Origin of the sequence: Streptomyces sp. NBC_01216, assembly GCF_035994945.1 — a bacterium.
Classification (GTDB): Bacteria; Actinomycetota; Actinomycetes; order Streptomycetales; family Streptomycetaceae; genus Streptomyces.
The window spans coordinates 6,305,396-6,330,262 of record NZ_CP108677.1; the positions used below are offsets into that span (position 1 = coordinate 6,305,396).

The window sequence follows — 24,867 nt, forward strand, 5'->3', positions numbered from 1 at the left end:
GATGTCGGCCACTTGAGCGACAGGGAACGGAACCTCGCTGGTAGGCTGGCTGTGGCTGCTGACCCCGTGCGGGAGAGTCCTTCGGAGAAACCTTTCGGAGGCGCCGAAGGAGCAAATCCTCCCCGGAATCTCTCAGGCCCACGTACCGCACGGACGAGGTCACTCTGGAAAGCAGGGCGGTGGTCGCAGCGTGGACCGGCCGCTCTCACCGACGGTGAAAGCCGGCGTGCTCCTTCGGCATGCCGGTGAAACTCTCAGGTTGAGATGACAGAGGGGGAGGCCGTCCGGGCACCCACGCCGAGGTGCCCCTCGCAGGTCGTGACGACCAGGAGGCCTCCGTACATGACCGCCAACCGCATTCCGCTCTCCGTGCTCGAACAGGGCATCCCGTTCGAGCAGCGGCACATCGGGCCCGACGCCGAAGCCCGCGCCAAGATGCTCGCGCAGGTCGGCTACGGCTCCCTCGACGAGCTGACCGACGCCGCGGTGCCGGACGTGATCAAGAACACCCAGGCGCTCGCCCTGCCCGCCGCCCGCACCGAGGCCGAGGTGCTCGCCGAGCTGCGCACCCTCGCCGACCGCAACCAGGTTCTGGCCCCGATGATCGGTCTGGGCTACTACGGCACCTTCACGCCGCCGGTGATCCTCCGGAACGTGATGGAGAACCCCGCCTGGTACACCGCGTACACGCCGTACCAGCCGGAGATCTCGCAGGGCCGCCTGGAGGCGCTGCTCAACTTCCAGACCATGGTCGCCGACCTGACCGGTCTGCCCACCTCCGGCGCCTCCCTCCTCGACGAGGGCACCGCCGCCGCCGAGGCGATGGCCCTGTCGCGCCGGGTCGGCAAGGTCAAGAACGGCGTCTACCTGATCGACGCCGACGCACTCCCGCAGACGATCGCCGTCATCGAGACACGTGCGGAGCCGACCGGTGTCGAGGTCGTCGTCGCCGACCTGAGCGAGGGCATCCCCTCGGAGATCGCCGAGCGCGGCGTGTTCGGCGTGCTCCTGCAGTACCCCGGGGCCTCCGGCGCGGTGCGCGACATCAGGGCCGTCGTCGACCAGGCCCATGAGCTCGGCGCGGTCGTCACCGTCGCCGCCGACCTGCTCGCGCTCACCCTGCTCACCTCGCCCGGCGAGCTCGGCGCCGACATCGCCGTCGGTACCACCCAGCGCTTCGGCGTGCCCATGGGATTCGGCGGCCCGCACGCCGGCTACATGGCCGTCCAGGACAAGCACGCCCGGTCGCTGCCGGGCCGTCTCGTCGGCGTCTCCGTCGACGCCGACGGCAACCGCGCCTACCGCCTGGCCCTGCAGACCCGCGAGCAGCACATCCGCCGCGAGAAGGCGACCAGCAACATCTGCACCGCGCAGGTGCTGCTCGCCGTCATGGCCGGCATGTACGCCGTCTACCACGGCCCGGACGGCCTCAGGCAGATCGCGCGGCGCACCCACAGCTACGCCACGATCCTCGCCCAGGGCCTCAGGGACGGCGGGGTCGAGGTCGTCACCGACGCGTTCTTCGACACCGTGACCGTCCGGGTCCCCGGCAGGGCCGACGAGGTCCTGGCCGCCGCCCGCGCGGCGGGGGTCAACCTCCACCGGGTCGACGCCGGACAGGTCTCGATCTCCTGCGACGAGACCACCGGCCGCGCCCAGCTCGCCGCCGTCTGGTCCGCCTTCGGCGTCGAGGCCGACATCGAGGCGCTGGACGCCGCTGTCGAGGACACCCTGCCCGCCGGCCTGCTGCGCTCCGACGCGTACCTGACCCACCCGGTCTTCCACGCCCACCGCTCCGAGACGTCGATGCTGCGCTACCTGCGCAAGCTCGCCGACCGCGACTACGCGCTCGACCGCGGCATGATCCCGCTCGGCTCCTGCACCATGAAGCTGAACGCGACCACCGAGATGGAGCCCGTGACCTGGCCCGAATTCGGCCAGATCCATCCCTTCGCCCCGGTGGAGCAGGCGCAGGGCTACCTCACGCTCATCACCGAACTCGAGGAGCGCCTCGCCGAGGTCACCGGCTACGACAAGGTCTCGATCCAGCCCAACGCCGGCTCGCAGGGCGAGCTGGCCGGTCTGCTCGCCGTCCGCGCCTACCACCGCGCGAACGGCGACCACCAGCGCACCGTCTGCCTCATCCCGTCCTCCGCCCACGGCACCAACGCGGCCAGCGCCGTGATGGCCGGCATGAAGGTCGTCGTCGTGAAGACCGCCGACGACGGCGAGGTCGACGTCGCGGACCTGCGCGCCAAGATCGCGCAGTACCGCGACGAACTGTCGGTGCTGATGATCACCTACCCGTCCACGCACGGCGTCTTCGAGGAGCACGTCGCGGACATCTGCGCCGAGGTCCACGACGCCGGCGGCCAGGTGTACGTCGACGGGGCGAACCTCAACGCCCTGGTCGGTCTGGCCAAGCCGGGTCGGTTCGGCGGCGACGTCTCCCACCTGAACCTGCACAAGACCTTCTGCATCCCGCACGGCGGCGGTGGCCCGGGTGTCGGCCCGGTCGGCGTCCGCGCGCACCTGGCTCCGTTCCTCCCGAACCACCCCCTCCAGCCCGCCGCGGGTCCGGAGACGGGTGTCGGCCCGATCTCGGCCGCTCCGTGGGGTTCCGCCGGCATCCTGCCGATCTCGTGGTCCTACGTGCGCCTCATGGGCGGCGAGGGCCTGAAGCGCGCCACGCAGGTGGCCGTGCTCGCCGCGAACTACATCGCGAAGCGCCTGGAGCCGCACTACCCGGTCCTCTACACCGGCCCCGCCGGCCTGGTCGCCCACGAGTGCATCGTCGACCTGCGCCCGCTGTCCAAGTCCACCGGAGTCAGCGTCGACGACATCGCCAAGCGTCTGATCGACTACGGCTTCCACGCGCCGACGATGTCGTTCCCGGTGGCGGGCACGCTGATGATCGAGCCGACCGAGTCCGAGGACCTCACCGAGCTCGACCGTTTCTGCGACACGATGATCGCCATCCGCGCCGAGATCGAGAAGGTCGCCGCGGGCGAATGGCCGGCCGACGACAACCCGCTGCACAACGCGCCGCACACCGCGGCCGCTCTGGGCGGCGAATGGGACCACCCGTACACCCGTGACGAGGCGGTCTTCCCGGCCGGGGTCTCGGCCGCCGACAAGTACTGGCCGCCGGTCCGCCGGATCGACGGTGCCTTCGGCGACCGCAACCTGGTCTGCTCCTGCCCGCCGATGGACGAGTACGACAACTGAGCATGAATGAGGGCCGGTTCGGAGATTCCGGGCCGGCCCTTTGTCGTGTGGAACACCGCCGTGACCGGCGGCACCGTGTGCCGCCCCGAGGGGCGGAGGTGGCGACGCCTGCCGCGCGCACGCGGCGCGGCGGGTGACGGTGGCGGCGGACGGTCAGGCCGCCTTCGCCACCCGGCCGGCCGCCAACGGCCGGTGCGGTGCGATGATCTGCCCGTCGGGCAGCAGCTCACCGGTGTCCTCGAAGAGCAGGACGCCGTTGCACAGCAGGCTCCAGCCCTGCTCGGGGTGGTGTGCCATCAGTCGGGCCGCCTCCCGGTCGGCGGACGCGGCGGTGGGACAGGCAGGCTGGTGCTGGCACATGGATGGGTTCTTTCGCTGGGTCGTGGTGATGGTCCTGCGGCTCGACGCGGTGCTCATGGCCGCTCCCCCGTAGTCGGTTCGGTGGGTCCAGTGTTCCCCCGCGGACGTCGATCCGCAGGGATTTCGCGGCAGCTCTTCCTACTGCATAAAGACGTATCACCCGCGCGGGCGGTTCAACGCAACTGGGCGGTCTCTTCGGGTGGTTCGCTATGGCCCTGGTGGGCTAGTCCTTCCGGGGGGAGGTGTTCGAGGGGTGCGTACGGCGCGCCCCACCGGCGTGACGAGGGCAGCAGGGCGCCCCGCGGCCCGGTCGGCCGCGGGGCGGGGTCCCTCGGTGTGCCGGTTCAGGCAGGCGCCGGAGTGCCGAACAACGGCGGCGCGAGCCGCAGGGTGAGGACGGGCAGCAGGTCGGCGACCCGGTGCGGCAGGTGCGCGGCGATACCCGGGGGTGCGGGCGCGAGCGGGACCAGCAGATCGGCCGGGTCGGGCGCGGACGTGCCGTCCTCCGTCGTGTCGCCGTGCAGCCACAGCGTCAGCATGTAGAGCTCCGGGATCGAGAGCAGGCGTGGCTGGTACGCCGTGGGCAGCGACTCGGCCTGGAGCAGTGCGCGTTCGGTCGCCGCGACGTAGGGCCCCTCGAAGAAGTGAGAGAACGTCCAGCCGTCAGGGGTGAGCATGGTGTCGGCCGCGGCGACGGCCCGCTCGGCTCCGCGGATCAGGAAGCGCCAGCCGACCAGCCTGGTGCGCGGCGCACCGCCCGGCGGGGTGACCTGGTCCCGCACGTCCAGGACGTGCACGGGCAGGGGGAGTTCGGGGCTCAACGGTCCCTGCGCGGACCGGAGGGCGGGCGTTCGGGCCTCACGGACGGCGGTGGGGGAGCCGAGGGCCGCGAGGACACTGCGCAGTGCCGGCGCGGGGGCCGGGGAGGGTCGGAGCATGGTGGGTCGCCTCTCACTCAGGAGACACGGTGTCGCGTGGGCAGGTACGACGGCGCTGTCGGCTGCCGGGCCGGAGTCAGGATCCGTGGCCGGGCGCCAACACTCTGCCTCGTTCGCGGAGTTTATACGACACGTGTTCACACGGTGTTTCCGCTAGCCGTCGCCGATATTGCGGGCAAGGCTTCATCCGGCCTTATTTCCACAGCGATTACCGGGATTTATGAAGAGTGCGCGTCATCTGCCTGCGGCGGGGGCACCACGGCGGACGGCCGGTTCCCGCCCCCGGGGTGTGGGGAAATATGACGGAAGGGCATTTCATCGCCGCGTGCCCGTGGAATGTGCCGCCCGACCACCTCTCTCAGCCTACCGTCCGACGGACTCGCTTCGCAGGCGTTATGGATCAGTCGGCCGGGGCATCATCGTCGGTGACGCGCGGCCCCTCCCACGGCCGCCCCGCATCGAGGAAGGACACTTCCATGGGGGAGAAGGTCGTGGCAGACGGGTTCGCCCTGTCCGATCGACAGCGCTACCGCAGAAAGCTCCAGCAGTGCCTGGCGGCTCTCGCCAGGCTGCTGGACGAGCGGAGGTTCGACCGCCCGCGGAATCTGATCGGCCTGGAGATCGAACTCAATCTGGCCGGCTCCGACGGTATGCCACGGATGGTCAATGGAGCCGTCCTGGAGCGCATCGCGAGCTCGGATTTCCAGACGGAACTGGGAATGTTCAACCTCGAAGTGAACATCGCCCCGCACCGGATCGGCGGCCGGGTATTCGACCGGCTCGCGGAGGAGCTCAGGATCGGCCTGGGATATGCCGACCGCAAGGCCCGCGAAGTCGACTCGGGCGTCGTCATGATCGGAATTCTGCCGACGCTCGCACAGGACGACCTCGTCTTCGAGAACCTTTCGGACGTCGACCGGTACACCCTCCTCAACGACCAGATCGTGTCGGCACGCGGCGAGGACTTCACCCTCGACATACAAGGAGTGGAGCGGCTCGCCTGTACGTCGACGTCGATCGTCCCCGAGGCGGCCTGCACCTCCGTCCAACTGCATCTCCAGGTCACCCCGGGAAGGTTCTCCGCGGTCTGGAACGCGGCGCAGGCCACGGCAGCGGTCCAGACGGCGATCGGCGCCAACTCGCCCTTCCTCTTCGGCCGCGAGCTGTGGAGGGAGTCCCGGCCCCCGCTCTTCCAGCAGGCCACGGACACCCGGCCGCCGGAACTCCAGACGCAGGGGGTACGCCCGCGTACCTGGTTCGGGGAGCGGTGGGTCGACTCCGTGTACGACCTCTTCGAGGAGAACCTGCGGTACTTCCCGGCACTGCTGCCGATCTGCGACGAGGAGGACCCGCTGCGCGTCCTGGAGGAGGGCGGGGTGCCGCGGCTCCAGGAGCTCGTCCTGCACAACGGCACGGTCTACCGGTGGAACCGTCCGGTGTACGGCTGGGTGGACGGCGTCCCGCACCTCCGGGTGGAGAACCGGGTCCTGCCGGCCGGCCCGACGGTCACCGACGTGGTCGCCAACGCGGCGTTCTACTACGGACTGGTGCGCACCCTGGCCGAGGAGCCCCGTCCGCTGTGGAAGCGGCTGCCGTTCGAGGACGCGGCGGCGAACTTCGACGCGGCCTGCCGACACGGCGTCGAGGCCGAACTTCGCTGGCCTCGGCCGGGCCGCTCGGGCGGGGTGGCCGCCGTTCCGGCCACGCGGCTGGTCCTCGACGAACTGCTGCCGATGGCCGCGGCGGGCCTGGACGCCTGGCACATCGAACCCGTGGACCGCGACTTCTACCTGGGAGTGATCGAGGAGCGGTGCCGCCGCCGGACCAACGGTGCCTCCTGGCAGGCGGACACCTTCCACAAGGCGCTGGGAACGGGACTCGACCGCACGGCGGCCCTCGCGGCGATGACGCGGCGCTACGCCGAGCTGATGTACCAGGGCGAGCCGGTACACACCTGGCCGGTGGGGATCGACTGACGGGCGTGCGGTCGCGGGGTCGGTCGGGGAAGCCGTCCCGTTCCCCGGCTCTCCGCGGGCGGCGCGGCCCGCCGTCCGGGCCGCGCCGCCCTGATGGGCCGTGCCACGGGAATGGCGTCCGCGGGGGACCGTCGCGCATGATCTCCGTACCCGTACGCGATGGGGAAGTGGAGACAGGTGTGGTGTCGGATCAACGAGCGGTGGCCGGTTCGTTTCCTCCCGAAGGGCTACCGCGCGCCGTGCTGCGGTCCGAGACGGCCATCGTGCTGGCGCTGTCCCTCGGGGCGAGCGGGGTGTCGGCCTGCATCAGCTTCATCGGATCACTGACCAAGCCCGGTGGACTCAAGGAGCAGGCGGCCACGCTCAACGGCTCGTACGCGCCCGGCCGGCCCTGGCTCGACCTCGCCTGGCAGTTGTTCGGCATCGCGTCCGCTCTGGTGCCGGTCGTCCTCGTCGCGCACCTGCTGATGCGCGAAGGTGCCGGGATGCGTGCGATCGGCTTCGACCGGACCAGGCCGTGGCCCGATCTGGGACGGGGGGCGCTGGTCGCCGCCGGGATCGGCGGCGCCGGGCTCGCGTTCTATCTGGGCGCGCGGGCCGCCGGGTTCAACCTGACCGTCGTGCCGGAGGCGCTGCCGGACGTCTGGTGGAAGTATCCGGTGCTCATCCTCTCGGCGCTCCAGAACGCCGTACTCGAGGAGGTCGTCGTCGTCGGCTATCTGCTGCGCAGACTGGGCCAGTTGGGCTGGACTCCGACGGCCGCGCTACTGGCGAGCGCGGTGCTGCGCGGCTCGTACCACCTGTACCAGGGCATCGGCGGGTTCGTCGGCAACATGGTCATGGGCGTCGTCTTCGTGTGGCTCTACCGGCGCTGGGGACGCGTCGGTCCGCTGGTGGCGGCGCACGCGCTGCTGGACGTCGTCGCCTTCGTCGGGTACGGCCTGCTCGCCGGGAAGGTCGGCTGGCTGCCCACCGGGTAGGCGGCGGGCCCGAGCCGAGGGGCGTACGGCGTGCCGGTCTCCGGCCGCCCTACGCCCCTCGTGACGTCCGGGACCGGTCAGGCGTTCAGTTCGCCGTCGACGACGGTGACCGCGCGGCCGGTCAGCAGGGTGCGGTCGCCACGCAGGCGCGTGCGCACGACGCCGGTGCGCGCGCCGCCCTGGAAGCCGGTCAGGTCCTCTCGGCCGAAGCGCGCGGACCAGAAGGGGGCGAGTGCGGTGTGCGCGCTGCCGGTGACCGGGTCCTCGTCGATGCCCACCGCGGGGAAGAATCCCCGCGATACGAAGTCGTAGCCGTGCGCGGGCCGCGCGGCGGCCGCGGTGACGATGACGCCCCGCCCGGAGAGGTGGGTGAGGGCCGCCACATCGGGTGCCAGGGACCGCACGGCCGCCTCGTCCGGCAGCTCGACGAGCAGGTCGCCCACGTGCGCGCCCGTGTCGTGGACGGAGACGACCGCCGCCCCCAGGGCCTTCTCCAGACCGTCCGGGACCGGAACGGCGGTCAGCGGCGAGGTCGGGAAGTCGAGGGTGACGGCGCCGTCCTCCTCGGGCGTGGCGCTGAGGATGCCGCAACGGGCCGCGAACCGGACCGTCCCGTGGGTCTCTCCGGCGCTGTGGAGGACGTGTGCCGTGGCGAGGGTGGCGTGGCCGCACATGTCGACCTCGGTGGTCGGGGTGAACCAGCGCAGTGCCCAGTCGGCCTCGCCGTCGGCGGGGAGCGGATGGGCGAAGGCGGTCTCGGAGAGGTTGACCTCCGCTGCCACCGACTGGAGCCAGCGGTCGTCCGGGAAGGAGTCCAGGATCAGGACTCCGGCCGGGTTGCCGGAGAAGGGACGGTCGGTGAAGGCGTCGACGATTCGAATCCGCATGTCAGGGACCGTACCGGGTGCGCGGAGCGCCGGACCAAGGCCAATCGGAGGTGACTGGACCGGTCGGCCGCGTCGGCCTTCCCCGGCCGTTCGCCCGTGCCGGGCGGCGGTGACGCAGGCACGTCACGGGTGTTCCGGTCCGTTCCGGTGGCTTCGACGTGACGCCGGCTCCGGGCGTTCGGTCGCGCCCGGCGGGCCACTGCCGGCTCGCAGCGCGGTTCACGCGGAGGGCTCCTACGGTGGAGAGGTAGGGCGCTCGACACCCGCGGACCCGTTGCCGTCCGTCCCTGTCCCGCGTCCGCCACCCCGCGACATCGGAAAGGTACATCGCCATGGCCACCGCCTCCGAAACCCCCGTCCTGGACACCCTCGCCGCCATGACCGTCGACTCGATCGAACGGTGCGGGCTGCCCGCGGACATGCTCATCCTCACCCGCATCGCCGCGCTCGCCGCCTCCGACGCGCCGCCCATCTCCTACGCCGCCCACATCGAACCGGCCATGCAGGCCGATCTGACCGCCGAACGGCTCCAGGACGTCCTGGTCGCCATCGCCCCGATCGTGGGAACGGCCCGCGTCATGACGGCGGCGGGCAACATTGCCGCGGCCCTCGGCATCGCCATCGCCGTCGCGGAGGCGGAGAACGAAGCCGAAGGATCGTAGGAGTACAGTCCGCGCTCGTCCCCGGACGCCCGCCGAGCGGTCGCGAAGACGGGGCCCGGCCCGCGGCAGGGTCGCCATGACGGATCGCACGGGACCTCTTAGAGGGTGACCGCGCCGTCCTCGGCGAGCGTGCCGGACGGGGCGACGGCGAGGGCGCATGGGAGGTTCCCTTCGAGGTGTGGGACGACGCTGCCAGCCCGGGATACCGGATGCCGGCCTCCGGCGGCCGGGACGGGTCCGAACCGGGGCGAGTTGGGCGCATCCGCCGGCCGGGGCCCCGCTACGCCCGGTCAGCCGCCGGCGCGGCACCCGCCTTCATGCCTGGGCAGTCGGCGGGACAGCGGCTCAGATGGCGAGGCGGCTCGGCACAGCGTCCGCGCGCCCGTAGTTGAGCACCTGCGCGAGTACTTCGCGGAACTGGACGACGTCTTCGGCTGGTGCGTCGATGACGGCCTCGATCTCGCTGTCATCCAATCGCAGGTCTTCCAGAGCGTCGGGGTCCAGTGAGACGTGGAGGACGTTGCCCGTCAGAACGGCTTCACGCACACATCCGTATGCGGTCCCCTGGCCGGCTGTGACCAGGCAGTGCGTGTCCATCCCCAGAGCTATTGAGCCGAAACTGATGGGTTTCCTACTGGATCGTGTAGCGGACGTGGCGGCCGTGGAAGTAGCCGGACACGATGTGGGGTTGGCGCTGTCGGCGGTGTAGGAAGCGCCGGGTTTCGCGGGCGAGGTCGTCGATCGAGGTGGCGCGGGCCGCGTGGATGTGGTGTTTGAGGTCGGCGTTCAGCAGCTCGTCGGGGTTGAGTTCAGGGCTGTAGCCGGGCATCAGGTGCAGCTCGATCCGCTCGGCGTTCTCGACGAGCCACTCCTTGACGGCCTTGCTGCGATGGACCGGGTGCCGGTCGACGATGACATGAACCTTGCGGCGGGCCTGCGCGGCGAGGCGGTCGAGGAACGCGCAGAACACCTTCGCGGTGAACTTGCCGGGGAAGACGGTGAACCACAGCGCGCCCCGCGAAGCGACCGCGGACATGATGTTGACCCTGAAGCGGCGGCCGTTGACCCGCACGATCGGGGTGTGCCCGGCGGGGGCCCAGGAGCGTCCGGGCGGAGCGGTGTCGGACCGCAGGCCGCACTGGTCGGCCCAGACCAGCTCGGCCTTCTCCCGTCGGGCCCGTGCGGCGATCGCCGGGTACTCCTCCTCCAGCCAGGCCCGCACCTGTGCGGGCTGCTGCCGGTAGGAGCGGCGGGCGGGACGCTGCGGCGTGAAGCCATGCCGACGCAGCCATTTGCCCACCCCCTGTTCCGTCATCGACACCCCACACACCAGCCGGATCAAGGCTCTCGTCGAGGCACGGGTCCACATCACCCCGCTCTGCCCCAGGTCGGCCGGGGTGTAGTCCCGCATCGCCCGCAACACCGCACCGCGTGCGCAGCTATCGAGCAACTCGCCTTTCCCCGCCCGCGATTCACGCTCCGCCGCCAGCAGCGCCGGCCTGCCACCAGCCTTGAAGGCCCGCCACCAGGTGCCCACCGACCTTTCGGACACGCCGAACATCTCCGCGGCCCGGCCGTACGTCGCCACCCGCCCCGACTCCAGCGCCGCAACCACCCGCAGCCGAAGATCCTCCTGCGCATCCGGCGACAGCCGACGCATATCCCCACCCTCGATCACACCCGATCAACGACCAGGCAACCGATGAGTTTCGGCTCAATATCTCCTGGTCGTCAGGATCGTCCTCACCCGCCATGAACATCAGGATGAAGCCGCTGCCATGCTCTCGCTCGGCAAGCGCTGCTTCAGTGAAGTAGCCGTCGGGGTCGATCTCGGTTCTGGCGGCGCGGGCGGTGAATCGGTACGTCATGACGGCGTTCTATCCGTGCGTCTCTCTGAGCTTCCAGACAGGGGGCAAGACTGAGCAGAGGAATGGGCGGAAAGTGCGTCACCACCGTCACCCCAACAAGGATCCGCAGGTCAAGGTGCTGGTGCGGGTCTGAGACTGCGTCACCCAGAATCGCTCGACAGAGCAGATTCACCGAGACGAACAGCCGACACAGCACATTCGCTGAGACGAAGCTGGATCCGAGCACCTTCGTTGAGACAGGTCAACCGCTGACCCGTCGCAAATGATCTGGTTCCCGACTATCCCTGTGACCTGCGGCGACCAGATGCATTGAGATGAGGAGGAGTCGAAAATCTCAGCCGATGTGGTCCAGATGCAGCGAATCGACCGATGTTGCCGTGGGATACCGAAGTTCGGCCGGCTGTCCTCGAGAGGGTCCGCCCGGCCGCTGTCCGGTGTCAGTGGCAAGCGGCAGACTGCGCGCATGAATGATGCCCTTGAATCTGATCGCAGCGACCGTGCTGAGCTGGCCTGGGTCAGCTCGATGGGCGGTCCGTTGATCGTGGTCCCCGAGTCCTGCATTGGCGCATGGGGCGGGTGCACGGAGGATGGATCCGTCCTGGGCGACGACGGTGGCCGTGATGATTATGACCGAGCTTGCGAGGTCGACGACTGGGCTGGCGTGATCACTGTGCGCGCGAAGGCTGCCACTGCGCTTGTCCTGGCCGATGAACCTGCAATGACGTGCTTTTTACCAGAGGAGTTGCTCTTCGTGCGATGGCTGGCTGCGGATTCGGAGGAAGAATTGCTCGCCGGGGTGGATGCGGTCGTGGCCGACCCGGACACTCCGTGGGAGGACAGCGGTCTGTGGGCCATTGATGGCCCGGCGGTGCTGATGGACTCGGCCGTGGCCGGCGCGGATCTCGGAGTGGAGTATCCCGGTGGTGGCCGGCCGGAACAGGCTCCCGTGCAGCTTCCGGCAGGCCGGTGGAGGGTCCGCGCTGTCCATACGAAGAACGAGTTCGCATGGGTCGGCGTGGTGCAGCTTGTTGCCGAGGATGGCTCGGTCTGAAGGCTGGCACCCCGCGCCACTCATACTTCGATGGCACGTGCTGAAAGTTTGGTGTCGCAGGACAGACGTTCGCGGTAGGCCCTCTGGCGACAACGGTGAGAACAGGTGCGGCGTCTGGCCTGGCCGAGGCATGCTGGGAGGAGCCCCTTGCAGACTGTGCAGGTTGACACGCTCTGGGGTGGAAGTAGGGCCCTCGGAGAGGGGTTTCGGCGGAGGCAGCGATGCTGCTGGCTGAGAACGATCTTGGGCCGGACTCACGCGCCTTCGGTATGCCTGCTGGCGACAGCGGTGAGAGCAGGTTCGCCGCTGTGCCTGGTTAGGGCCGAGGGGCAGTGGAGCCGAGCAGACCTCGCAGAGCCTCAGCGATGGGGACGGCGACGACAGTTCTGCTCCTTCAGCCAGGGAGGTAACTGGGTGAGGCGGTGGTGCATTTCGCCAGCGGTATGCCCGCTGGCGACACCGTTGGGAACACGTTCTCCGTCTCGAAGAGGGTTTTCCGGGCGGCAGGGGACGTTCGCAGATGGGACACGGGGATGGTTCGGCGTCTTCGGTCTGGGCGGATCGTTCTTGGCGACGTCGTTGTCCTTCAAGATAGGCGTCCCGACGGCAGCGTGATGAGCACAGGTGACGGCGCTGTCCGGGTCGGATCCGCATGATCTCGCCGCACTGACTGCAGGACACTCGCAGCCACTCGCTGAGTGGGTGGCGTCTGCGGTATGCCTTCTGGCGGCAAGCCTGCGAACAACGCAGTGCTTGACGTCCGAGGATGCCGAGGGGCGGCATGGCGGCGCCGCACTCCAGGCAGTGCCGGGTCTCCAGCGTGATCCGCAGGAAGTCTGGATCACGGCCCGTGACGGCCGCCAGCCGTGACCAGCTCGGGATGCCTCGATGATCCGGCGGTTCGCAGAGAAACATCCGCAGATAGCCCGGGATCAGGTGGTTGGCATGGGCGAGGCGGACGATGAACGACCGGGCTCCTTCGCCGCTTCGCGGGCGGACCTGGACGGGCAACGGGCGGATGTTCCCGCTGATCACGCCGCTTTCGATGCTGCTCATGAGGCCGGCTTGGACTTCCGGGTCTCGGCCGCGCGGTCGAGTTTCACGTTCTGCAGGGACTTGCGGGTGATCTTCTCGGTGCCGTCCAGGATGGCGTCGAGAGCGGCCCCGCGGATGAGGTGGGACAGCGAGCCGATCATGCCGCCGGTGCGGTCGTGGAGGTAGTGGGCCAGCCCTTCCAGGGTTCCTGGCCGGTGATGGTGCAGCCGCAGAGCTTCTTCGAGGGTGGTGACCAGGCCGGTCCACTCCTCGGTGCGGGGGAACGCGACCGTTTCGATGACTCCGAACCGGCCCGCGATCTGCCGTCCCCGGGTGCCGTTGAACAGCCCCTTCGCCTCCAGGTCGACTCCGGCATAGACGAACGTGGCCGGGATGCGCTCGGAGAAGTACTTCAGGGTGTCGGAGACCTCGGCTCCGCTGCGGGTCGCAAGGGAGAGATTGTGCAGCTCGTCGACACAGACCACGGTGACCCGCGCGTCGATCAGGACCCCGCAGACAGCCTCGATGACGTCGGTGATGTTGGCGCGGACGGTGACCGGCAGGCCGAGGAAGCGGGCGAACTCCACGGCCAACATGCGCGAGGTCGCGGCGGGCGGGACGGTGACGTAGACAACGGGGATGCGACCGCCGACGCCGGGGTGCTGACGCCGGTCGATGGCTTCGATGGTCTTGCCGAACTGGGTCAGAGCGGTGGTCTTGCCGGTGCCGGCCGGGCCGGACAGGATCATGCCCCGGCGGGCACTGATCGCGTGACGGTTGAGCAGGGTCAACCGTCGGCCGGTATGAACGACGGTCCGCAAGGTGGAGGTCGCCGCCACCGTCATTCTGGTGTGGTAGTCGAGGCGGGCGTCGTCGTAGTCCTGGCGCTCGTCCGGCCCCAGTTCGGCGAGGACGTCGGCGGGCAGCAGGTCCGGCGGGGCTGGATCTTGAGTGGTGAACTCCCGCCAGCCCTCCAGGGTGGTGAGGTAGCTGTGCAGTTCTTCCTGGTCCAGGGCCCGCCGCCATCCGGCCTGCAGGCCGGATGGCGGCAGCTGTCCGAACGCGGGTCCAGCTGCGGTCACCATCGCTTGTCCGCCTCCTTGAAGGGGTCGAAGACGTCGAGCGGAATGACCTTCGCGACCGGCTCGTCCTGCGTGTCTGCTTCCTCGTCGTCGTGAGACAGCACGTTGTCTGCCGCGGCCGGCACCGGTTCGGGCTTCGGCGGCCGGGGACCGTTGCCTTTGGCGCCGGCCTTGGTCCGGGCGGCGACTCGCCGGTCGCGCCGGGACAGCCGCTTCTTCCCGCCGCCCTCGGGACCCTGGTTAGCCCTGATCAGAAGCTCGGACACGGCCTGGGCGATCTGTTCCTCGGTGGGATCGCTTTCGCCCTGCTGACGCAGGTCGGCCGCGGCATGGTCCCAGGCCAGATCCCCGAACGGCTGCGGGACAGTGCCGAGGTGTTTCCAGGGGACGGGGACCCAGCCCCCCTCCCAGTGGTTGCGGACCCAGATCCAGTTGGCGTCGTAAGGGTCGCGGTGGATCTCCCACAAGTTCTTCTTGCGGGCGACCCCGGAGGGCTGGCGCCGGAAGGGGCCCAGGCCCGCGCAGTCGTAGATGCGGTGGCTGATCTTGATGCCGTAAGAGTTGACCGCCCGCCAGGTCGCGGGCAGCAGTTCGACGTAGTCGTCCCCCGTCAGGGCCAGGGGAACGTAGCCGGCGCTCTCGAGCAGGCTGGCGTACTTCTGGTTCGGCGTGAAGGTGCGGCCGGGACTGCCGGGGTCCCGCAGCCCGTCGTGCGGCCTGTTCTGCCACTTCGCGATGAGCCATTCGTCCAGGAGTTCCTGGATCTCCAGCATCGACCACAACGGCTCGTCCTCGACGTTCCGTCCGCGGTGTTCGGCCGTGCGGCCCAGGTAGCCGGGGAGGAACTGGCAGAACATCGTGGCCACCGATTCGAGCGTCCGCTCGATGTGCGGCTTCTCCGCGGGCGAGCGTGGGTGGCAGGGCTGGAAGTTGATCTCCAGAGTCCGGCAGGCGGACCGGAAGTTCTCCGAGATGAATGCCTTGCCCCGGTCGCAGACGATGGTTTCCGGAATGATCACCGGCCGGGCCGCCGCGTGCTCCAACCGTTCGTCCAAGGACAGCAGCCTGCGATGCGGCAGGACCGAACGGGACATCCTCAGTGCGTCCGACCACCCCGGCCGCATCGGCTCCGGGGTCAGAGCACGGGCCAGCAGCAGCGAAGCGTCCACCGACTTGGTGGTCGGCCGCACGACCGCGGCGGTGATGGTGCGGGTGGCGACATCGACCAGGCCGCAGAGCTCGACCCTGCCGGGCACCCCCTCATCCAGCCGCACCAGCACGTCCAGCGGGGTGGAGTCGATCTGCATCAACTCGCCCGGCGCCGCGACCTGCTCGTAACGGAACGGCCCCTCCGGCTGGTTGGCCAGCGACTGGCGAGTGCGGGCCGACCCGGTCACCGGGATGCCGCCGGACAGCTTCGCGAACAGGCGGTAGAACGTCGCCCGCGACGGCATCTCCACCACGTCCTCGCCGTGCTCGGCAGCCAGGATGCGGCCGGTCCGCCAACGCGCTTACTCGATCGTGCGAGTGGACGCCGGGACACTCTCGGCAATGGCCTGACGCATTGCCGCCACCACCCGAGGATCAGCCCTGCCCAGCAGCGACGCGTGCGGAGCGAGACGGCGGTCCGCCACCGCGGCGACCCCGCCGGCCTCGTAACGCTGCCGCTTGCGCTTGACCGTCCGTGCACTGACCTCCTCGCCCCGCGCGGCCAGTTCCGCGGCCTTCGGCCCGCTCGCGTTCCGCCAGCGACCGGCGGGCCGGGTCGTATTCGGGCCGGGGCAGAGCCCCCGCCGGAGCGTCCGGCGGCAGCCCGGTCAGGATCTCGATCAAGTGGTGCTGCCACCACAACGCCCGCTTCGCGGCCTCCTCCGGGAGATGGTCCAGCAGCGCGGCCGAGCCCAGCGTGGCCCGCTCTGCGGTGCCCAGGACGGCGAAGTCCTCAGCCCCTTGGAGATGAACCTGGTCGACCAGCATGCCCGTGCCGTGGACGTCGGCCAGGCGGACCCGCATCCCGGTGAGCGCGACAACCGTGTACGTACCCTCCTCGAACCTGACCCGGTCACCCAGCCGCAACCGTCCCGGACGCGCAGACCTCACGACGCCCTCCCCGCCGCCAGGCCGACGACCGTCCCGGCGTCCAGCGGAGCCGAGACCAGATCCGCCGTCAGCTCGTTCCGCCAGAGCAGGTGGTAGAGCGCCGGCAGCACCGCATACTTGTCCCCGACCCGGTCAGCACCGGTGAACAGCAGCTGAGGCTCGGCGAACACCTCCCGCAGGGCATCCGCCACCGAGGCCCGGTGGCAGCGCAGGTGGCGATAGCGCGCCAGCCACCGCAAGTTCGTCCGGAACGTCTGGTCCAAGTCCCCGACCAGCCGAAACTGCCACCCCACCGTTGCGCAGACCCCCGCGGTGAACGCGAAGACCTCAGCGGCTTCCTCATCGACGAGACCCTCCGGCCGGACATCGACCGCCACACCGGTGCCATCGGCCAGCCGAGCGAAGTAGTCCGGAGTGTGCTGACGATCCCGATCGCCATCCCACCAGGACAGGCAGAACGGCTGCGAGGCCAAGGCCACCACCGCAGGGTCGAAGTCCAGAGCCATCGCGGCATCCCGCTCGACCCACGACTCGTAACCCACCAGGTCACGCGAGGACGCCGCCCGGTACTCACCCGTGAAGTTCTTCTGCCCCTCGAACGCGATGAACCTCCGGACCGGGGCAGCACGCTCGAAGGGCTCGTCCCAGCAGCGGGCCAGTGATCCCAGCCGTCCGACCCCGTCGACGCCGACGAAACCCACCTGCACGTCCGACACGTACTCCCAGGCGGACCCCGACCTCACCGGCTCGCTCACGGCCACCTCCCTCGATGCCCTCGCTGTCAGCTTCGGCCACCCGAAACGCGGCCATGCCCCGGAGCCACAAGCCATCACCCCATCGAGCGACCACCCGTTCCGTACACCGTGAGAACCAGATCACCTGAGACCACAAACGAACCGGACCAGATCACCTGAGACAGGGGCCAGGTCGACGAAGGCAGGACACGCCGACCCGTTCGGAAGGGTTTGGCAAACCAACAGTACCGATATATCGTTGAGGTATCGGTACTGTTCGTCGATGTATGTCCGACGGAAGGAGCGTTGCGATGCGTTCACATGGACACGAACACGGGCATGGCTACTGCGGACCCGGCCCTCGCGGTGACTTCGAGGGGCGGCGTGCGGCTTTCGGTCCCTTCGGGCCGGGATTCGGTGGTGGGCCGTTCCGGGGAGGCCCCTTCCCGGGTGGGCGCGGTCACGGCGGCGGAGGTCGGGGCAGGGCGCGGCGCGGGGATGTGCGCGCCTCGATCCTGGCGCTGCTCAGGGATCGCCCGATGCACGGCTACGAGATGATCCAGGAGATCGGCGAGCGGAGTGGCGGGGCCTGGAAGCCCAGTCCCGGTTCCGTCTATCCGACGCTCCAGCTCCTCGAGGACGAGGGCCTGATCGTCAGTGCCAGCGAGGGCGGCAAGAAGTTGTTCACGCTCACCGACACCGGTCGCGCCGAGGCCGAGTCGGGGCCGGACGCGCCGTGGGAGGAGGCCGGTCGCGGCGTCGACTGGGAGGCCGTGAACGAGATCCGGCAGGCCGGCTTCGGGCTGATGGAGGCGTTCGGGCAGGTCTGGAAGACCGGGAGCGCCGAGCAGCGGCAGAAGGCCGTCGAGGTGATCAACGAGGCGCGCAAGAAGCTGTATCTGATCCTGGCCGACGAGCGCTGAGGTCCACGCCGGCCGAACGGTCCCCGGGGGCCGGCGTGCCGTGGTGACGAACCGAAGGTGCGCCGGACCGCCGACGGCCCGGCGCGCCGATGCCGGCACCAGGGGGCCACCGGGCGCCGTCCGGGGCTGTGGGGGAGGAGTGCCTCGTCAGGCGACCAGTCCGGCGAGCCGACGCAGCGACTCGTTCAGGGCCGCGGTCGCCGAGTCCCTCAGTCTGCCCGCCATCAGCGAGACGGCGGCGCCGGTGAACTCTCCCTCGATCCGGAGTGTCGTGGCGTCCCCGTCCGGCGCCAGCGAGTAGCGCGTGCCGACGACGACCCCCATGGGGCCCCTGCCCCGGATGGCCAGAACCCGCGCGGACTCCAGCTCCTCGACGGTCCAGGTGATCTCGGCGGGGAAGCCCATCAGCTTCATGTTCTCGGCGAAGGTGGCGCCTGCCTCGAGCGTGGCGGGCCCGCCGTCCGGGAAGCTCGTGTGGGTGGCGTTCCACTCCCCGTACGCGGTGAAGTCGGTCAGCTGTGCCCAGACCCTGCCGGCCGGTGCTTCGATCCGTGCCTCCGCGCTGACTTCGGCCATGTGACCACCCCTTCGCACGTTCACGCGTTCGCGTGTCCTCACGGGTCCTCGGTGCCGACGGAACGTAGCCGCATTGCCGTGAACATTCAATGCTGATGAACCGTCAGCTCTTCCGTTTCCCCGATCCACCAGATCCGCGCCGCGTCGAACCGGTCGGAGGCCCGGGGGCCTCCGCTCTCGTCGTGGCAGTGGAACGCGGCCCAGAAGAGATCGGCCGGCAGCGCGTCCCGGGGCGCGTACACCCGGTAGACGTACTGCCGCCCGTCGAGAGCCGGGAGGGCGACCATCCAGAACACAGGGGGAAGACGTGACGAGAGGGGGTGGTGGTTGCGTACGGGGCGCGCCGCGAGGCGCCGCGCGCCGCCGGATGCCGGTGCACGCGATCTCCGCGATCTCCTCCTCAAGGAGGAGGAACCGCCCTTTCGTGCCCGACTCCGGTGGGATGCGGACATGCTCCTCACCGGTGATGCCCCGGCCGCCGGAGCCTGCTGAGATGGAAGGGTGCACAGTCCCGTCCCGCTCGTCCCCCGGCAGCCCGCGGTTCGGGCGTCCCTCTCCCGGCAGCCCACGGCCCGTCGTCGGACGGGCCGGCGTGCGGAGATAGCGGCCGGACTGACGCCCGCGCTCGCGACGGTCGCCCTGGGCGCACACCGCCGGGCACTGCGCGCCGGCGACCGGCAGATCGACACCGCGCACCTGCTCCACTCCCTCCTCGAATCCGACCCCGATGTCCGCGCCTCCTTCGCGGACAGCCGCAGACTGGCGCGGGTACTCGGCTATCTCGTCCAGCGTTCGATCGGCTACGGACTGCGCTGGCAGCGCGCCGTCGAGGGGGCCGGAGGCGACCGCGCCGCCCGGCTGCCCGTACGGGCGGGGACACCCGGGGTGCCGGACCGGACACCGGCTTCCGCCCCGTCCGGTTGGTCGCCGGCCGCGCTCGCCGCCCTGGACGCGGCCCGCGAACGCGCCGTGCGGCGCGGTGAGGCGCACCCCCGCGGCCTCGATCTCTTCGCCGCGATCTCCGCCGCGCCCGGCTGCCGGGGCGCCGAGGTGCTCCGCCGGGCGGGCGTCGACACCGCCTCCCTCACAGCCCGGATCGGGGAGCCGTCTCAACAGGCGTAACAGGGGTTACACGCCTGACGTCGCCCTGTCATGATGGCGCGATGCACGCGTCTCAGGGGAGAAGCGCCGGCCTGGGACTCGCCCTGGCCTCGGCCTTCGCATTCGGTGGTTCAGGTGTGGCGGCGAAGCCGCTCATCGAGGCGGGTCTCGACCCGCTGCACGTGGTGTGGCTCAGGGTGGCGGGCGCCGCCCTCGTCATGCTTCCGGTGGCCTGGCGACACCGGTCCCTGCTGCGCGGCCGGCCCGCCCTGCTCGCGGGCTTCGGGCTGCTCGCCGTCGCGGGGGTCCAGGCATGCTACTTCGCCGCGATCTCCCGCATCCCCGTCGGTGTCGCCCTGCTCATCGAGTACCTCGCCCCGGCCCTGGTCCTCGGCTGGGTGCGCTTCGTCCAGCGCCGGCCGGTGACCCGCGCCGCCGCACTCGGTGTCGTCCTGGCCGTCGGCGGTCTGGCCTGCGTGGTGCAGGTCTGGTCCGGCCTCGGTTTCGATCTGTTCGGCCTGCTCCTGGCCCTCGCCGCCGCCTGCTGCCAGGTCGGCTACTTCGTCCTCTCCGACCACGGCGGCGACGAGTCCGACCCGGCCGATCCGCTGGGCGTCATCGCGTACGGGCTGCTCATCGGCGCGCTCGTCCTCACCGTGGTCGCCCGCCCCTGGGGCATGCGCTGGTCCGTCCTCGGCGGCGACGCCGGCATGAACGGCGGCCAGGTACCCGCCTGGGTGCTGCTCGCCTGGATCATCCTCGTCGCCACGGTCCTCGCCTACGTCACCGGAGTCGTCTCGGTGCGCCGGCTCTCGCCCCAGGTGGCCGGCGTCGTCGCCTGCCTGGAGGCGGTGGTGGCGACCGTACTGGCCTGGGTGCTGCTGGGCGAGCATCTGACGGCGCCGCAGATCATCGGCGGCGCGATCGTCCTGGCCGGTGCCTTCATCGCCCAGTCCTCGGCCCCCAAGGCGTCGCTGCCCGGTCCGGTGGCCGGTTCCGAGCCCGCCTCCGGGGACGCTCCGTCGCCCGCCGACCGAGCCACGCGGCGCTGACCGGCCGGAACGCGGGTGGGTCGTCGTCGCGGAGGACGTGAGGACCCAGGCAGTCCGAGCGGGCCCTGCGTACATCGCTGCCGTGCCGACCGCGTCGGCCTGCGTCCGCTGCCTCGCCGCGTCGGCCGTGGTCCGCGCCGGCGACCGTTTCGGTACCGTGCGGCGGCCCGCCGTGTGCGGACCGAAGGGGCGTGCGGAGGCGGACTCTCGGAGACCCGCCTCCGCACGGCCGCCCCGCCGGACGAGAGGTACGCCGGCCCCGGCCCGTACGCTCAGGGCGTCGTCCGGCGCCGCAGCTGGTGTTCCCGGGCGGCGTGGTCGCCCGGAGCCCGTCGCCCGGCGAGACCCTCGACGATCCGGTCCTGGACCGCCCGGGGCTTGTGGTGGGCGTACTTGAACTTGGCCCGTACCTCGGTCACGTCGAGGCGCAGCACGCGCAATCCGGGCAGGAGCCGCGCGAAGGGGCCCTCTCCCGGCACGACCGGGGCGGTGCCGCCCCCGGGCTGGAACCGGGCGACCTGAAGGTTCAGCAGCTCCGCCTTCTCGACCGGGTCGTCGACCACGTGCGCGGTGCAGCACAGCTGGACGGCGGTGTAGAAGGAGGTCGGTGTGCCGTGTTCGGCCGGTGCCCCCTCGGGCGCGGCCCACGGCCCGGGGACGAACGCGACGTCTCCGACCACGCTCAGCAGGACCACCGGGTCGGTGTCCAGCGCGTCCCACAGGGGGTTGGGCCGGGCGAGATGGGCGATGACCCGCCCGAACGGACCGTGTTCGCCGTCGTACCGGAAGTGCATCGGCTGCACCCACGGCGGCTCGCCGGGCAGCCCGTTGACGGCGAGTTCCCCGAAGTCACGGCGGGACAGCCAGTCCCGCCATTCCCCGTCGTCCCGGACCGCGTCCCAGGGATGGATCAGCATGAGCCGGCCCTCAGAGAGCGGAGAGGTAGTCGGGCAGGGCGACGGACGGTGCGAGGTCGTCCGCCGGGACCGGCCTGCCGTACGTCTTCCGCACGGGGACCACCCCGGTCCAGTACGGCAGCGGGAGGTCCTCAGGTTCGTCGTTGGGTCCGCCCGTACGGGCCTTGGCGGACACCTCGTCGAGATCGAGGCGCAGCACGGCGGTGGCCGCGAGCTCCTTGGCGTTCGCCGGCCGGGAGTCGGCGGAGCGGCCCGGGACGACATGGTCCACCAGGGCGTCGAGGGCGGTCCGTAGCTCCTCGGGGTCGGTGACCTGGTGGGCCGTGCCGTGGACCACGACGGAGCGGTAGTTGATCGAGTGGTGGAAGGCCGACCGGGCGAGGACCAGGCCGTCGACGTGGGTCACCGTCAGGCAGACGGGGAGCCCCGGGGCCTCGGCGCCCCGGCCCGCCGCGCGCAGCGGTCGGGAGCCGGTCGACCCGTGGACGTAGAGGCGTTCGCCGACCCGGCCGTAGAGGGTCGGCAGCACGACCGGGGCGCCGTCGCGGACGAAGCCGAGGTGGCAGACGTACGACTCGTCGAGTATCGCGTGCACAAGGGCGCGGTCGTACGAGGCGCGGTCGCGGGAGCGCGTGGGCACCGTCCGGTCGGTCGGTTCGTAGGAATCCGTCATTGCGCTCTCCATTGCACTAGTGCATAATCATGTTTGTGCTAGGAGAATATCGGATCGAAGGCCGTCGTGCGTCGGAGATCGCCGAGAGTGTGGAGCGAGGGGTCGGTGCCGGTGCGCTGGAGCCGGGCCGACTCCTGCCGCCCATGCGAGAGTTGGCCCTCAGGCTGGGGGTGAACCCGAACACCGTCGCCGCCGCGTACCGCACCCTGCGCGAACGGGGCGTCATCGAGACGGACGGGCGGCGCGGCAGCCGGGTGCGGGCGAAGCCCGCCACCACGGCGCGCGGCTCGATCCGGGTCGAGGCACCCGTCGGCGTGCGCGACGTCAGCACGGGCAACCCTGATCCGGCCCTGCTGCCCGCACTGGGCGAGGCGCTCGCCGAGGCCGCGCGGCGGGAGCGTGAGAGGCCCGGCCTGTACGGAGAGGCCCCCCTCGACCCGGACTTCGGAGGGCTCGCGCGTGCCGCTCTGGACGCGGACGGAGTGCCCGACGGGCCGATCGGCGTCACCTCGGGTTCGCTGGACGCCATCGAGCGGGTACTCGCGGCCCGTCTCCGGCCCGGGGACGTGGTCGCGGTCGAGGACCCGGGCTGGGGGAGTCTGCTCGACCTCGTGCCGGCGCTCGGCCTGCGCGCCGTGCCGGTCGCGACGGACGACGACGGGCCGCTGCCGGAGGCGGTGGCGCGGGTGCTGCGCGAGGGCGCCCGAGCCGTGATCGTCACCGACCGCGCGCAGAACCCGACGGGCGCTGCCATCGGCGCGGAGCGTGCCGCCGCGCTGCGCGAGGTGCTCACCGCCCACCCGGACGTGCTGCTCGTCGAGGACGACCACGGGCACGGCATCGTCGGCCTCCCGCTGTATCCGCTGGCCGGGGCGACCCGCCACTGGGTCATGGTCCGTTCGGTCGCCAAGGCGTACGGGCCCGACCTGCGCCTCGCCGTGTTCACCGGTGACCCGGAGACGGTCGACCGGGTGCTCGGGCGTCAGCGGCTCGGTCCCGGCTGGGTGAGCCGGCTGCTCCAGCGGGCCGTCGCCCATCTGTGGACGACGGGCGCGGTGGACACACCGGTTGTCGCACGTGCCTACGGTGAGCGCCGCGACGGTCTCGTGCGGGCTCTCGCCCGGCGCGGTGTACGGGCTCACGGGCGCAGCGGCATGAACGTCTGGGTGCCCGTCGCCGACGAGACGGGCGCGGTCACCCGCCTGCTCGCCGCCGGCTGGGCGGTGGCCCCGGGCGCCCGCTTCCGGATGGACGCGGGACCGGCCGTACGGCTGACCGTCTCGGGGCTGACGGCGGCCGACATCGACCCGCTGGCCGACGCGGTCGCGGACGCGGTGGGACCGGCACCCGCCCGCAGCTACGGCTGAGAGCCTGTCGGCCGAAGGCCACCCGACAGGCTCTGATCGCCACGGTTCGCGGGCGAGCCCGCACCGGACGCGGTGCACCAGCGGCCCGCGGGCTGCCGTGGGCCCGGCCCCGCGGCAAGCCCCGAGAGCGTGCGCCCGGCGGCCCGCCGCCGAGCGTGCCCGGCCGTGGGAGGGTCAGCCGCCGTCCGTCGCCGACGGCCTCCGGCCGCCCGTGCCGGAGGCCGCCGCGGGGACCGGAGGTGGGCCGGAGGGAACCGTGACCGTGGCGGGCGCGAGGTCGGCGGCGGTCGCGGTGAGCGAGGCCGGGGCGCTTGCGGCGGCGTCCGGAGTGCTCGCCAGGACGACCCGCTGTGCGCGCTTTCCGCGCGGCACCCTGGTCTGGGTGAGCGCGGCGCCCGCCAGGACGATCACGGCGCCGACCGGAGTGTTCCAGGCCAGCCGCTCGTCCAGCAGGGCGACGCCCGCGGCCGTGGCGATCACCGGGATGAAGTACGTGACCATCGCGGCCGTGGTCGGGCCGACCTCGTCGACGAGTCCGTACTGGAGCAGCATCGCGTACCCCGTCCCCAGGGCGCCGAGCGCGAGCACCGCCAGCAGCGGTACCGGCGCGAAGGAGGTCGGGAGCGAGGTGAACAAGGGAGTCACCATGGCCAGTTGCAGGGTCGCGAGCCCCACCTGGGAGCCCGCGAGGGAGAGGTGGGAGGAGCCGGTGGCGGACAAGGTGCGGCGGACGTAGATCCAGCCGACCGCGTAGCTGAACGAGGCCAGCAGGGCCATCGCGGTGCCGGCGACGTCGAGGCCGGAGAATCCCTGCCAGGCGCCCAGCACCGTCAGCACACCGACGAAGCCGATGCCCAGACCGGCCGCCCGGACGCGCGTCGGCCGGTCCTCGGAGAGCGCGACCAGTGACAGCACCATGCCCCACAGTGGCGTCGTGGCGTTGCAGATGCCCGCGAGCGTGGACGGGACCGACAGCTCCGCGTACGCGAAGAGCGAGAACGGCAGGGCGTTGAGCAGGAACGCGGCTACCGTGAGATGACCCCAGGTGCGGACGCCGCGTGGCAGGCGTTCGCGCTTCGCCACGATGGCGACGGCCAGAACCGCCGTACCGAAGAAGAGACGGCCGAAGGTCACCTGGAACGGCGCGAAACCCTCCGTGCCGACCTTGATGAAGAGGAAGCTGAAGCCCCAGATCAGGGCCAGGACGCCGAAGCGGACACGCCAGTTCAGCATGCGCGGGCGGCCGGCGGCGCGCGGCGGGCGGGAGAGGGACCCGGACGGGGTGGCGGAACTCATGCCCTCAGACTGACGCCTCCCATGTCGTAGGACAAGCGAGACCTCATGGAGGTGTTGCCTT

Annotated in this window: 23 protein-coding genes and 1 riboswitch; of the genes, 9 read left to right on the plus strand and 14 right to left on the minus strand. The window is 70.9% G+C overall.

The genetic code is table 11. The annotated features are described in order from the left end of the window. Window positions 1–59 precede the first annotated feature (59 nt). Window positions 60–158: riboswitch (glycine riboswitch) on the plus strand. 184 nt (window positions 159–342) lie between these two features. Continuing rightward, window positions 343–3,228 (plus strand): aminomethyl-transferring glycine dehydrogenase, encoded by a 2,886-nt coding sequence (gene gcvP, locus OG393_RS28370; RefSeq protein ID WP_327377522.1) that lies wholly within the window; start codon window positions 343–345, stop codon window positions 3,226–3,228. A 153-nt stretch (window positions 3,229–3,381) separates the two neighbouring features. Here the strand turns inward: gcvP and OG393_RS28375 are convergent, their stop codons facing one another. Next, complete coding sequence (locus OG393_RS28375) at window positions 3,382–3,588, minus strand: DUF5999 family protein (protein WP_327378580.1); 207 nt, start codon at window positions 3,586–3,588, stop codon at window positions 3,382–3,384. Between the two features lie 344 nt (window positions 3,589–3,932). Further along, window positions 3,933–4,526: a hypothetical protein gene (locus tag OG393_RS28380; RefSeq protein ID WP_327377523.1), complete on the minus strand. Its 594-nt coding sequence runs from the start codon at window positions 4,524–4,526 to the stop codon at window positions 3,933–3,935. Window positions 4,527–5,002: 476 nt separating this feature from the next. On the opposite strand from OG393_RS28380, the gene OG393_RS28385 reads away from it, so the two are divergent. Continuing rightward, window positions 5,003–6,502, plus strand: coding sequence for a glutamate-cysteine ligase family protein (locus OG393_RS28385; protein ID WP_327377524.1), 1,500 nt, complete (start codon window positions 5,003–5,005; stop codon window positions 6,500–6,502). Between the two features lie 137 nt (window positions 6,503–6,639). Then, complete coding sequence (locus OG393_RS28390; protein WP_442817371.1) at window positions 6,640–7,482, plus strand: CPBP family intramembrane glutamic endopeptidase; 843 nt, start codon at window positions 6,640–6,642, stop codon at window positions 7,480–7,482. A gap of 77 nt (window positions 7,483–7,559) precedes the next feature. Here the strand turns inward: OG393_RS28390 and OG393_RS28395 are convergent, their stop codons facing one another. Continuing rightward, the gene (locus tag OG393_RS28395; protein ID WP_327377525.1) at window positions 7,560–8,369 is read right to left on the minus strand and encodes a PhzF family phenazine biosynthesis protein; all 810 of its coding nucleotides are present in this window, start codon (window positions 8,367–8,369) and stop codon (window positions 7,560–7,562) included. Window positions 8,370–8,701: 332 nt separating this feature from the next. Between OG393_RS28395 and OG393_RS28400 the strand changes: the two genes are divergently transcribed. Beyond that, the gene (locus OG393_RS28400) at window positions 8,702–9,031 is read left to right on the plus strand and encodes a carboxymuconolactone decarboxylase family protein (protein ID WP_327377526.1); all 330 of its coding nucleotides are present in this window, start codon (window positions 8,702–8,704) and stop codon (window positions 9,029–9,031) included. 345 nt (window positions 9,032–9,376) lie between these two features. On the opposite strand, the gene OG393_RS28405 is transcribed toward OG393_RS28400, so the two are convergent. Continuing rightward, window positions 9,377–9,577, minus strand: a complete 201-nt coding sequence (locus OG393_RS28405) for a hypothetical protein (RefSeq protein WP_327377527.1) — start codon at window positions 9,575–9,577, stop codon at window positions 9,377–9,379. A gap of 85 nt (window positions 9,578–9,662) precedes the next feature. Next, complete coding sequence (locus OG393_RS28410; protein ID WP_327377528.1) at window positions 9,663–10,691, minus strand: IS630 family transposase; 1,029 nt, start codon at window positions 10,689–10,691, stop codon at window positions 9,663–9,665. 671 nt (window positions 10,692–11,362) lie between these two features. Between OG393_RS28410 and OG393_RS28415 the strand changes: the two genes are divergently transcribed. Continuing rightward, window positions 11,363–11,950 carry an Imm21 family immunity protein gene (locus tag OG393_RS28415; protein WP_327377529.1) on the plus strand — a complete coding sequence of 196 codons (588 nt, stop codon included), beginning with the start codon at window positions 11,363–11,365 and terminating at the stop codon, window positions 11,948–11,950. Between the two features lie 1,052 nt (window positions 11,951–13,002). On the opposite strand, the gene OG393_RS28420 is transcribed toward OG393_RS28415, so the two are convergent. The 4 genes from OG393_RS28420 to OG393_RS28435 form a co-directional block, all read right to left on the minus strand. Further along, window positions 13,003–14,070 carry a TniB family NTP-binding protein gene (locus tag OG393_RS28420; protein WP_327377530.1) on the minus strand — a complete coding sequence of 356 codons (1,068 nt, stop codon included), beginning with the start codon at window positions 14,068–14,070 and terminating at the stop codon, window positions 13,003–13,005. Then, the gene (locus OG393_RS28425) at window positions 14,064–15,530 is read right to left on the minus strand and encodes an integrase catalytic domain-containing protein (RefSeq protein WP_327377531.1); all 1,467 of its coding nucleotides are present in this window, start codon (window positions 15,528–15,530) and stop codon (window positions 14,064–14,066) included. The genes OG393_RS28420 and OG393_RS28425 overlap by 7 nt, the downstream gene beginning before the upstream one ends. A gap of 121 nt (window positions 15,531–15,651) precedes the next feature. After that, window positions 15,652–16,167 carry a hypothetical protein gene (locus tag OG393_RS28430; protein ID WP_327377532.1) on the minus strand — a complete coding sequence of 172 codons (516 nt, stop codon included), beginning with the start codon at window positions 16,165–16,167 and terminating at the stop codon, window positions 15,652–15,654. Next, on the minus strand, window positions 16,164–16,883 hold the full coding sequence (locus OG393_RS28435) for a TnsA-like heteromeric transposase endonuclease subunit (protein WP_327377533.1): 720 nt from the start codon (window positions 16,881–16,883) through the stop codon (window positions 16,164–16,166). Before OG393_RS28435 ends, OG393_RS28430 begins: the two co-directional genes overlap by 4 nt. Before the next feature lie 329 nt (window positions 16,884–17,212). Here OG393_RS28435 and OG393_RS28440 point away from each other — a divergent pair, with 329 nt between their 5' ends. Next, complete coding sequence (locus OG393_RS28440) at window positions 17,213–17,824, plus strand: PadR family transcriptional regulator (protein WP_327377534.1); 612 nt, start codon at window positions 17,213–17,215, stop codon at window positions 17,822–17,824. A gap of 147 nt (window positions 17,825–17,971) precedes the next feature. Here OG393_RS28440 and OG393_RS28445 read toward each other — a convergent pair whose 3' ends face one another. Next, the gene (locus OG393_RS28445) at window positions 17,972–18,400 is read right to left on the minus strand and encodes a type II toxin-antitoxin system Rv0910 family toxin (RefSeq protein ID WP_327377535.1); all 429 of its coding nucleotides are present in this window, start codon (window positions 18,398–18,400) and stop codon (window positions 17,972–17,974) included. 86 nt (window positions 18,401–18,486) lie between these two features. Continuing rightward, window positions 18,487–18,696 (minus strand): hypothetical protein, encoded by a 210-nt coding sequence (locus tag OG393_RS28450; RefSeq protein ID WP_327377536.1) that lies wholly within the window; start codon window positions 18,694–18,696, stop codon window positions 18,487–18,489. A gap of 205 nt (window positions 18,697–18,901) precedes the next feature. Here OG393_RS28450 and OG393_RS28455 point away from each other — a divergent pair, with 205 nt between their 5' ends. Together OG393_RS28455 and OG393_RS28460 are read left to right on the plus strand one after the other, a co-directional pair. Next, window positions 18,902–19,522 (plus strand): Clp protease N-terminal domain-containing protein, encoded by a 621-nt coding sequence (locus OG393_RS28455; protein ID WP_442817372.1) that lies wholly within the window; start codon window positions 18,902–18,904, stop codon window positions 19,520–19,522. Window positions 19,523–19,563: 41 nt separating this feature from the next. Next, a complete protein-coding gene (locus tag OG393_RS28460; protein ID WP_327377537.1) occupies window positions 19,564–20,553 on the plus strand; it encodes an EamA family transporter in 990 nt (329 codons plus the stop codon). Between the two features lie 272 nt (window positions 20,554–20,825). Here the strand turns inward: OG393_RS28460 and OG393_RS28465 are convergent, their stop codons facing one another. Beyond that, a complete protein-coding gene (locus OG393_RS28465) occupies window positions 20,826–21,470 on the minus strand; it encodes an FMN-binding negative transcriptional regulator (protein ID WP_327377538.1) in 645 nt (214 codons plus the stop codon). Window positions 21,471–21,480: 10 nt separating this feature from the next. Further along, the gene (locus tag OG393_RS28470) at window positions 21,481–22,143 is read right to left on the minus strand and encodes a pyridoxamine 5'-phosphate oxidase family protein (protein WP_327377539.1); all 663 of its coding nucleotides are present in this window, start codon (window positions 22,141–22,143) and stop codon (window positions 21,481–21,483) included. Between the two features lie 35 nt (window positions 22,144–22,178). Here OG393_RS28470 and OG393_RS28475 point away from each other — a divergent pair, with 35 nt between their 5' ends. After that, complete coding sequence (locus OG393_RS28475; RefSeq protein WP_327377540.1) at window positions 22,179–23,510, plus strand: aminotransferase class I/II-fold pyridoxal phosphate-dependent enzyme; 1,332 nt, start codon at window positions 22,179–22,181, stop codon at window positions 23,508–23,510. A 174-nt stretch (window positions 23,511–23,684) separates the two neighbouring features. On the opposite strand, the gene OG393_RS28480 is transcribed toward OG393_RS28475, so the two are convergent. After that, window positions 23,685–24,806, minus strand: a complete 1,122-nt coding sequence (locus OG393_RS28480; protein ID WP_327377541.1) for a DMT family transporter — start codon at window positions 24,804–24,806, stop codon at window positions 23,685–23,687. Between the last annotated feature and the right edge of the window lie 61 nt (window positions 24,807–24,867).

Excerpts from the sequence above, each read along its gene's own strand:
- gcvP (WP_327377522.1), top strand. The coding sequence starts at position 343 with ATGACCGCCAACCGCATTCCGCTCTCCGTGCTCGAACAGGGCATCCCG.
- OG393_RS28375 (WP_327378580.1), bottom strand. The coding sequence starts at position 3,588 with ATGTGCCAGCACCAGCCTGCCTGTCCCACCGCCGCGTCCGCCGACCGG.
- OG393_RS28380 (WP_327377523.1), bottom strand. The coding sequence starts at position 4,526 with ATGCTCCGACCCTCCCCGGCCCCCGCGCCGGCACTGCGCAGTGTCCTC.
- OG393_RS28385 (WP_327377524.1), top strand. The coding sequence starts at position 5,003 with ATGGGGGAGAAGGTCGTGGCAGACGGGTTCGCCCTGTCCGATCGACAG.
- OG393_RS28390 (WP_442817371.1), top strand. The coding sequence starts at position 6,640 with ATGATCTCCGTACCCGTACGCGATGGGGAAGTGGAGACAGGTGTGGTG.
- OG393_RS28395 (WP_327377525.1), bottom strand. The coding sequence starts at position 8,369 with ATGCGGATTCGAATCGTCGACGCCTTCACCGACCGTCCCTTCTCCGGC.
- OG393_RS28400 (WP_327377526.1), top strand. The coding sequence starts at position 8,702 with ATGGCCACCGCCTCCGAAACCCCCGTCCTGGACACCCTCGCCGCCATG.
- OG393_RS28410 (WP_327377528.1), bottom strand. The coding sequence starts at position 10,691 with ATGCGTCGGCTGTCGCCGGATGCGCAGGAGGATCTTCGGCTGCGGGTG.
- OG393_RS28415 (WP_327377529.1), top strand. The coding sequence starts at position 11,363 with ATGAATGATGCCCTTGAATCTGATCGCAGCGACCGTGCTGAGCTGGCC.
- OG393_RS28420 (WP_327377530.1), bottom strand. The coding sequence starts at position 14,070 with ATGGTGACCGCAGCTGGACCCGCGTTCGGACAGCTGCCGCCATCCGGC.
- OG393_RS28440 (WP_327377534.1), top strand. The coding sequence starts at position 17,213 with ATGCGTTCACATGGACACGAACACGGGCATGGCTACTGCGGACCCGGC.
- OG393_RS28445 (WP_327377535.1), bottom strand. The coding sequence starts at position 18,400 with ATGGCCGAAGTCAGCGCGGAGGCACGGATCGAAGCACCGGCCGGCAGG.
- OG393_RS28460 (WP_327377537.1), top strand. The coding sequence starts at position 19,564 with ATGCACGCGTCTCAGGGGAGAAGCGCCGGCCTGGGACTCGCCCTGGCC.
- OG393_RS28465 (WP_327377538.1), bottom strand. The coding sequence starts at position 21,470 with ATGCTGATCCATCCCTGGGACGCGGTCCGGGACGACGGGGAATGGCGG.
- OG393_RS28470 (WP_327377539.1), bottom strand. The coding sequence starts at position 22,143 with ATGACGGATTCCTACGAACCGACCGACCGGACGGTGCCCACGCGCTCC.
- OG393_RS28480 (WP_327377541.1), bottom strand. The coding sequence starts at position 24,806 with ATGAGTTCCGCCACCCCGTCCGGGTCCCTCTCCCGCCCGCCGCGCGCC.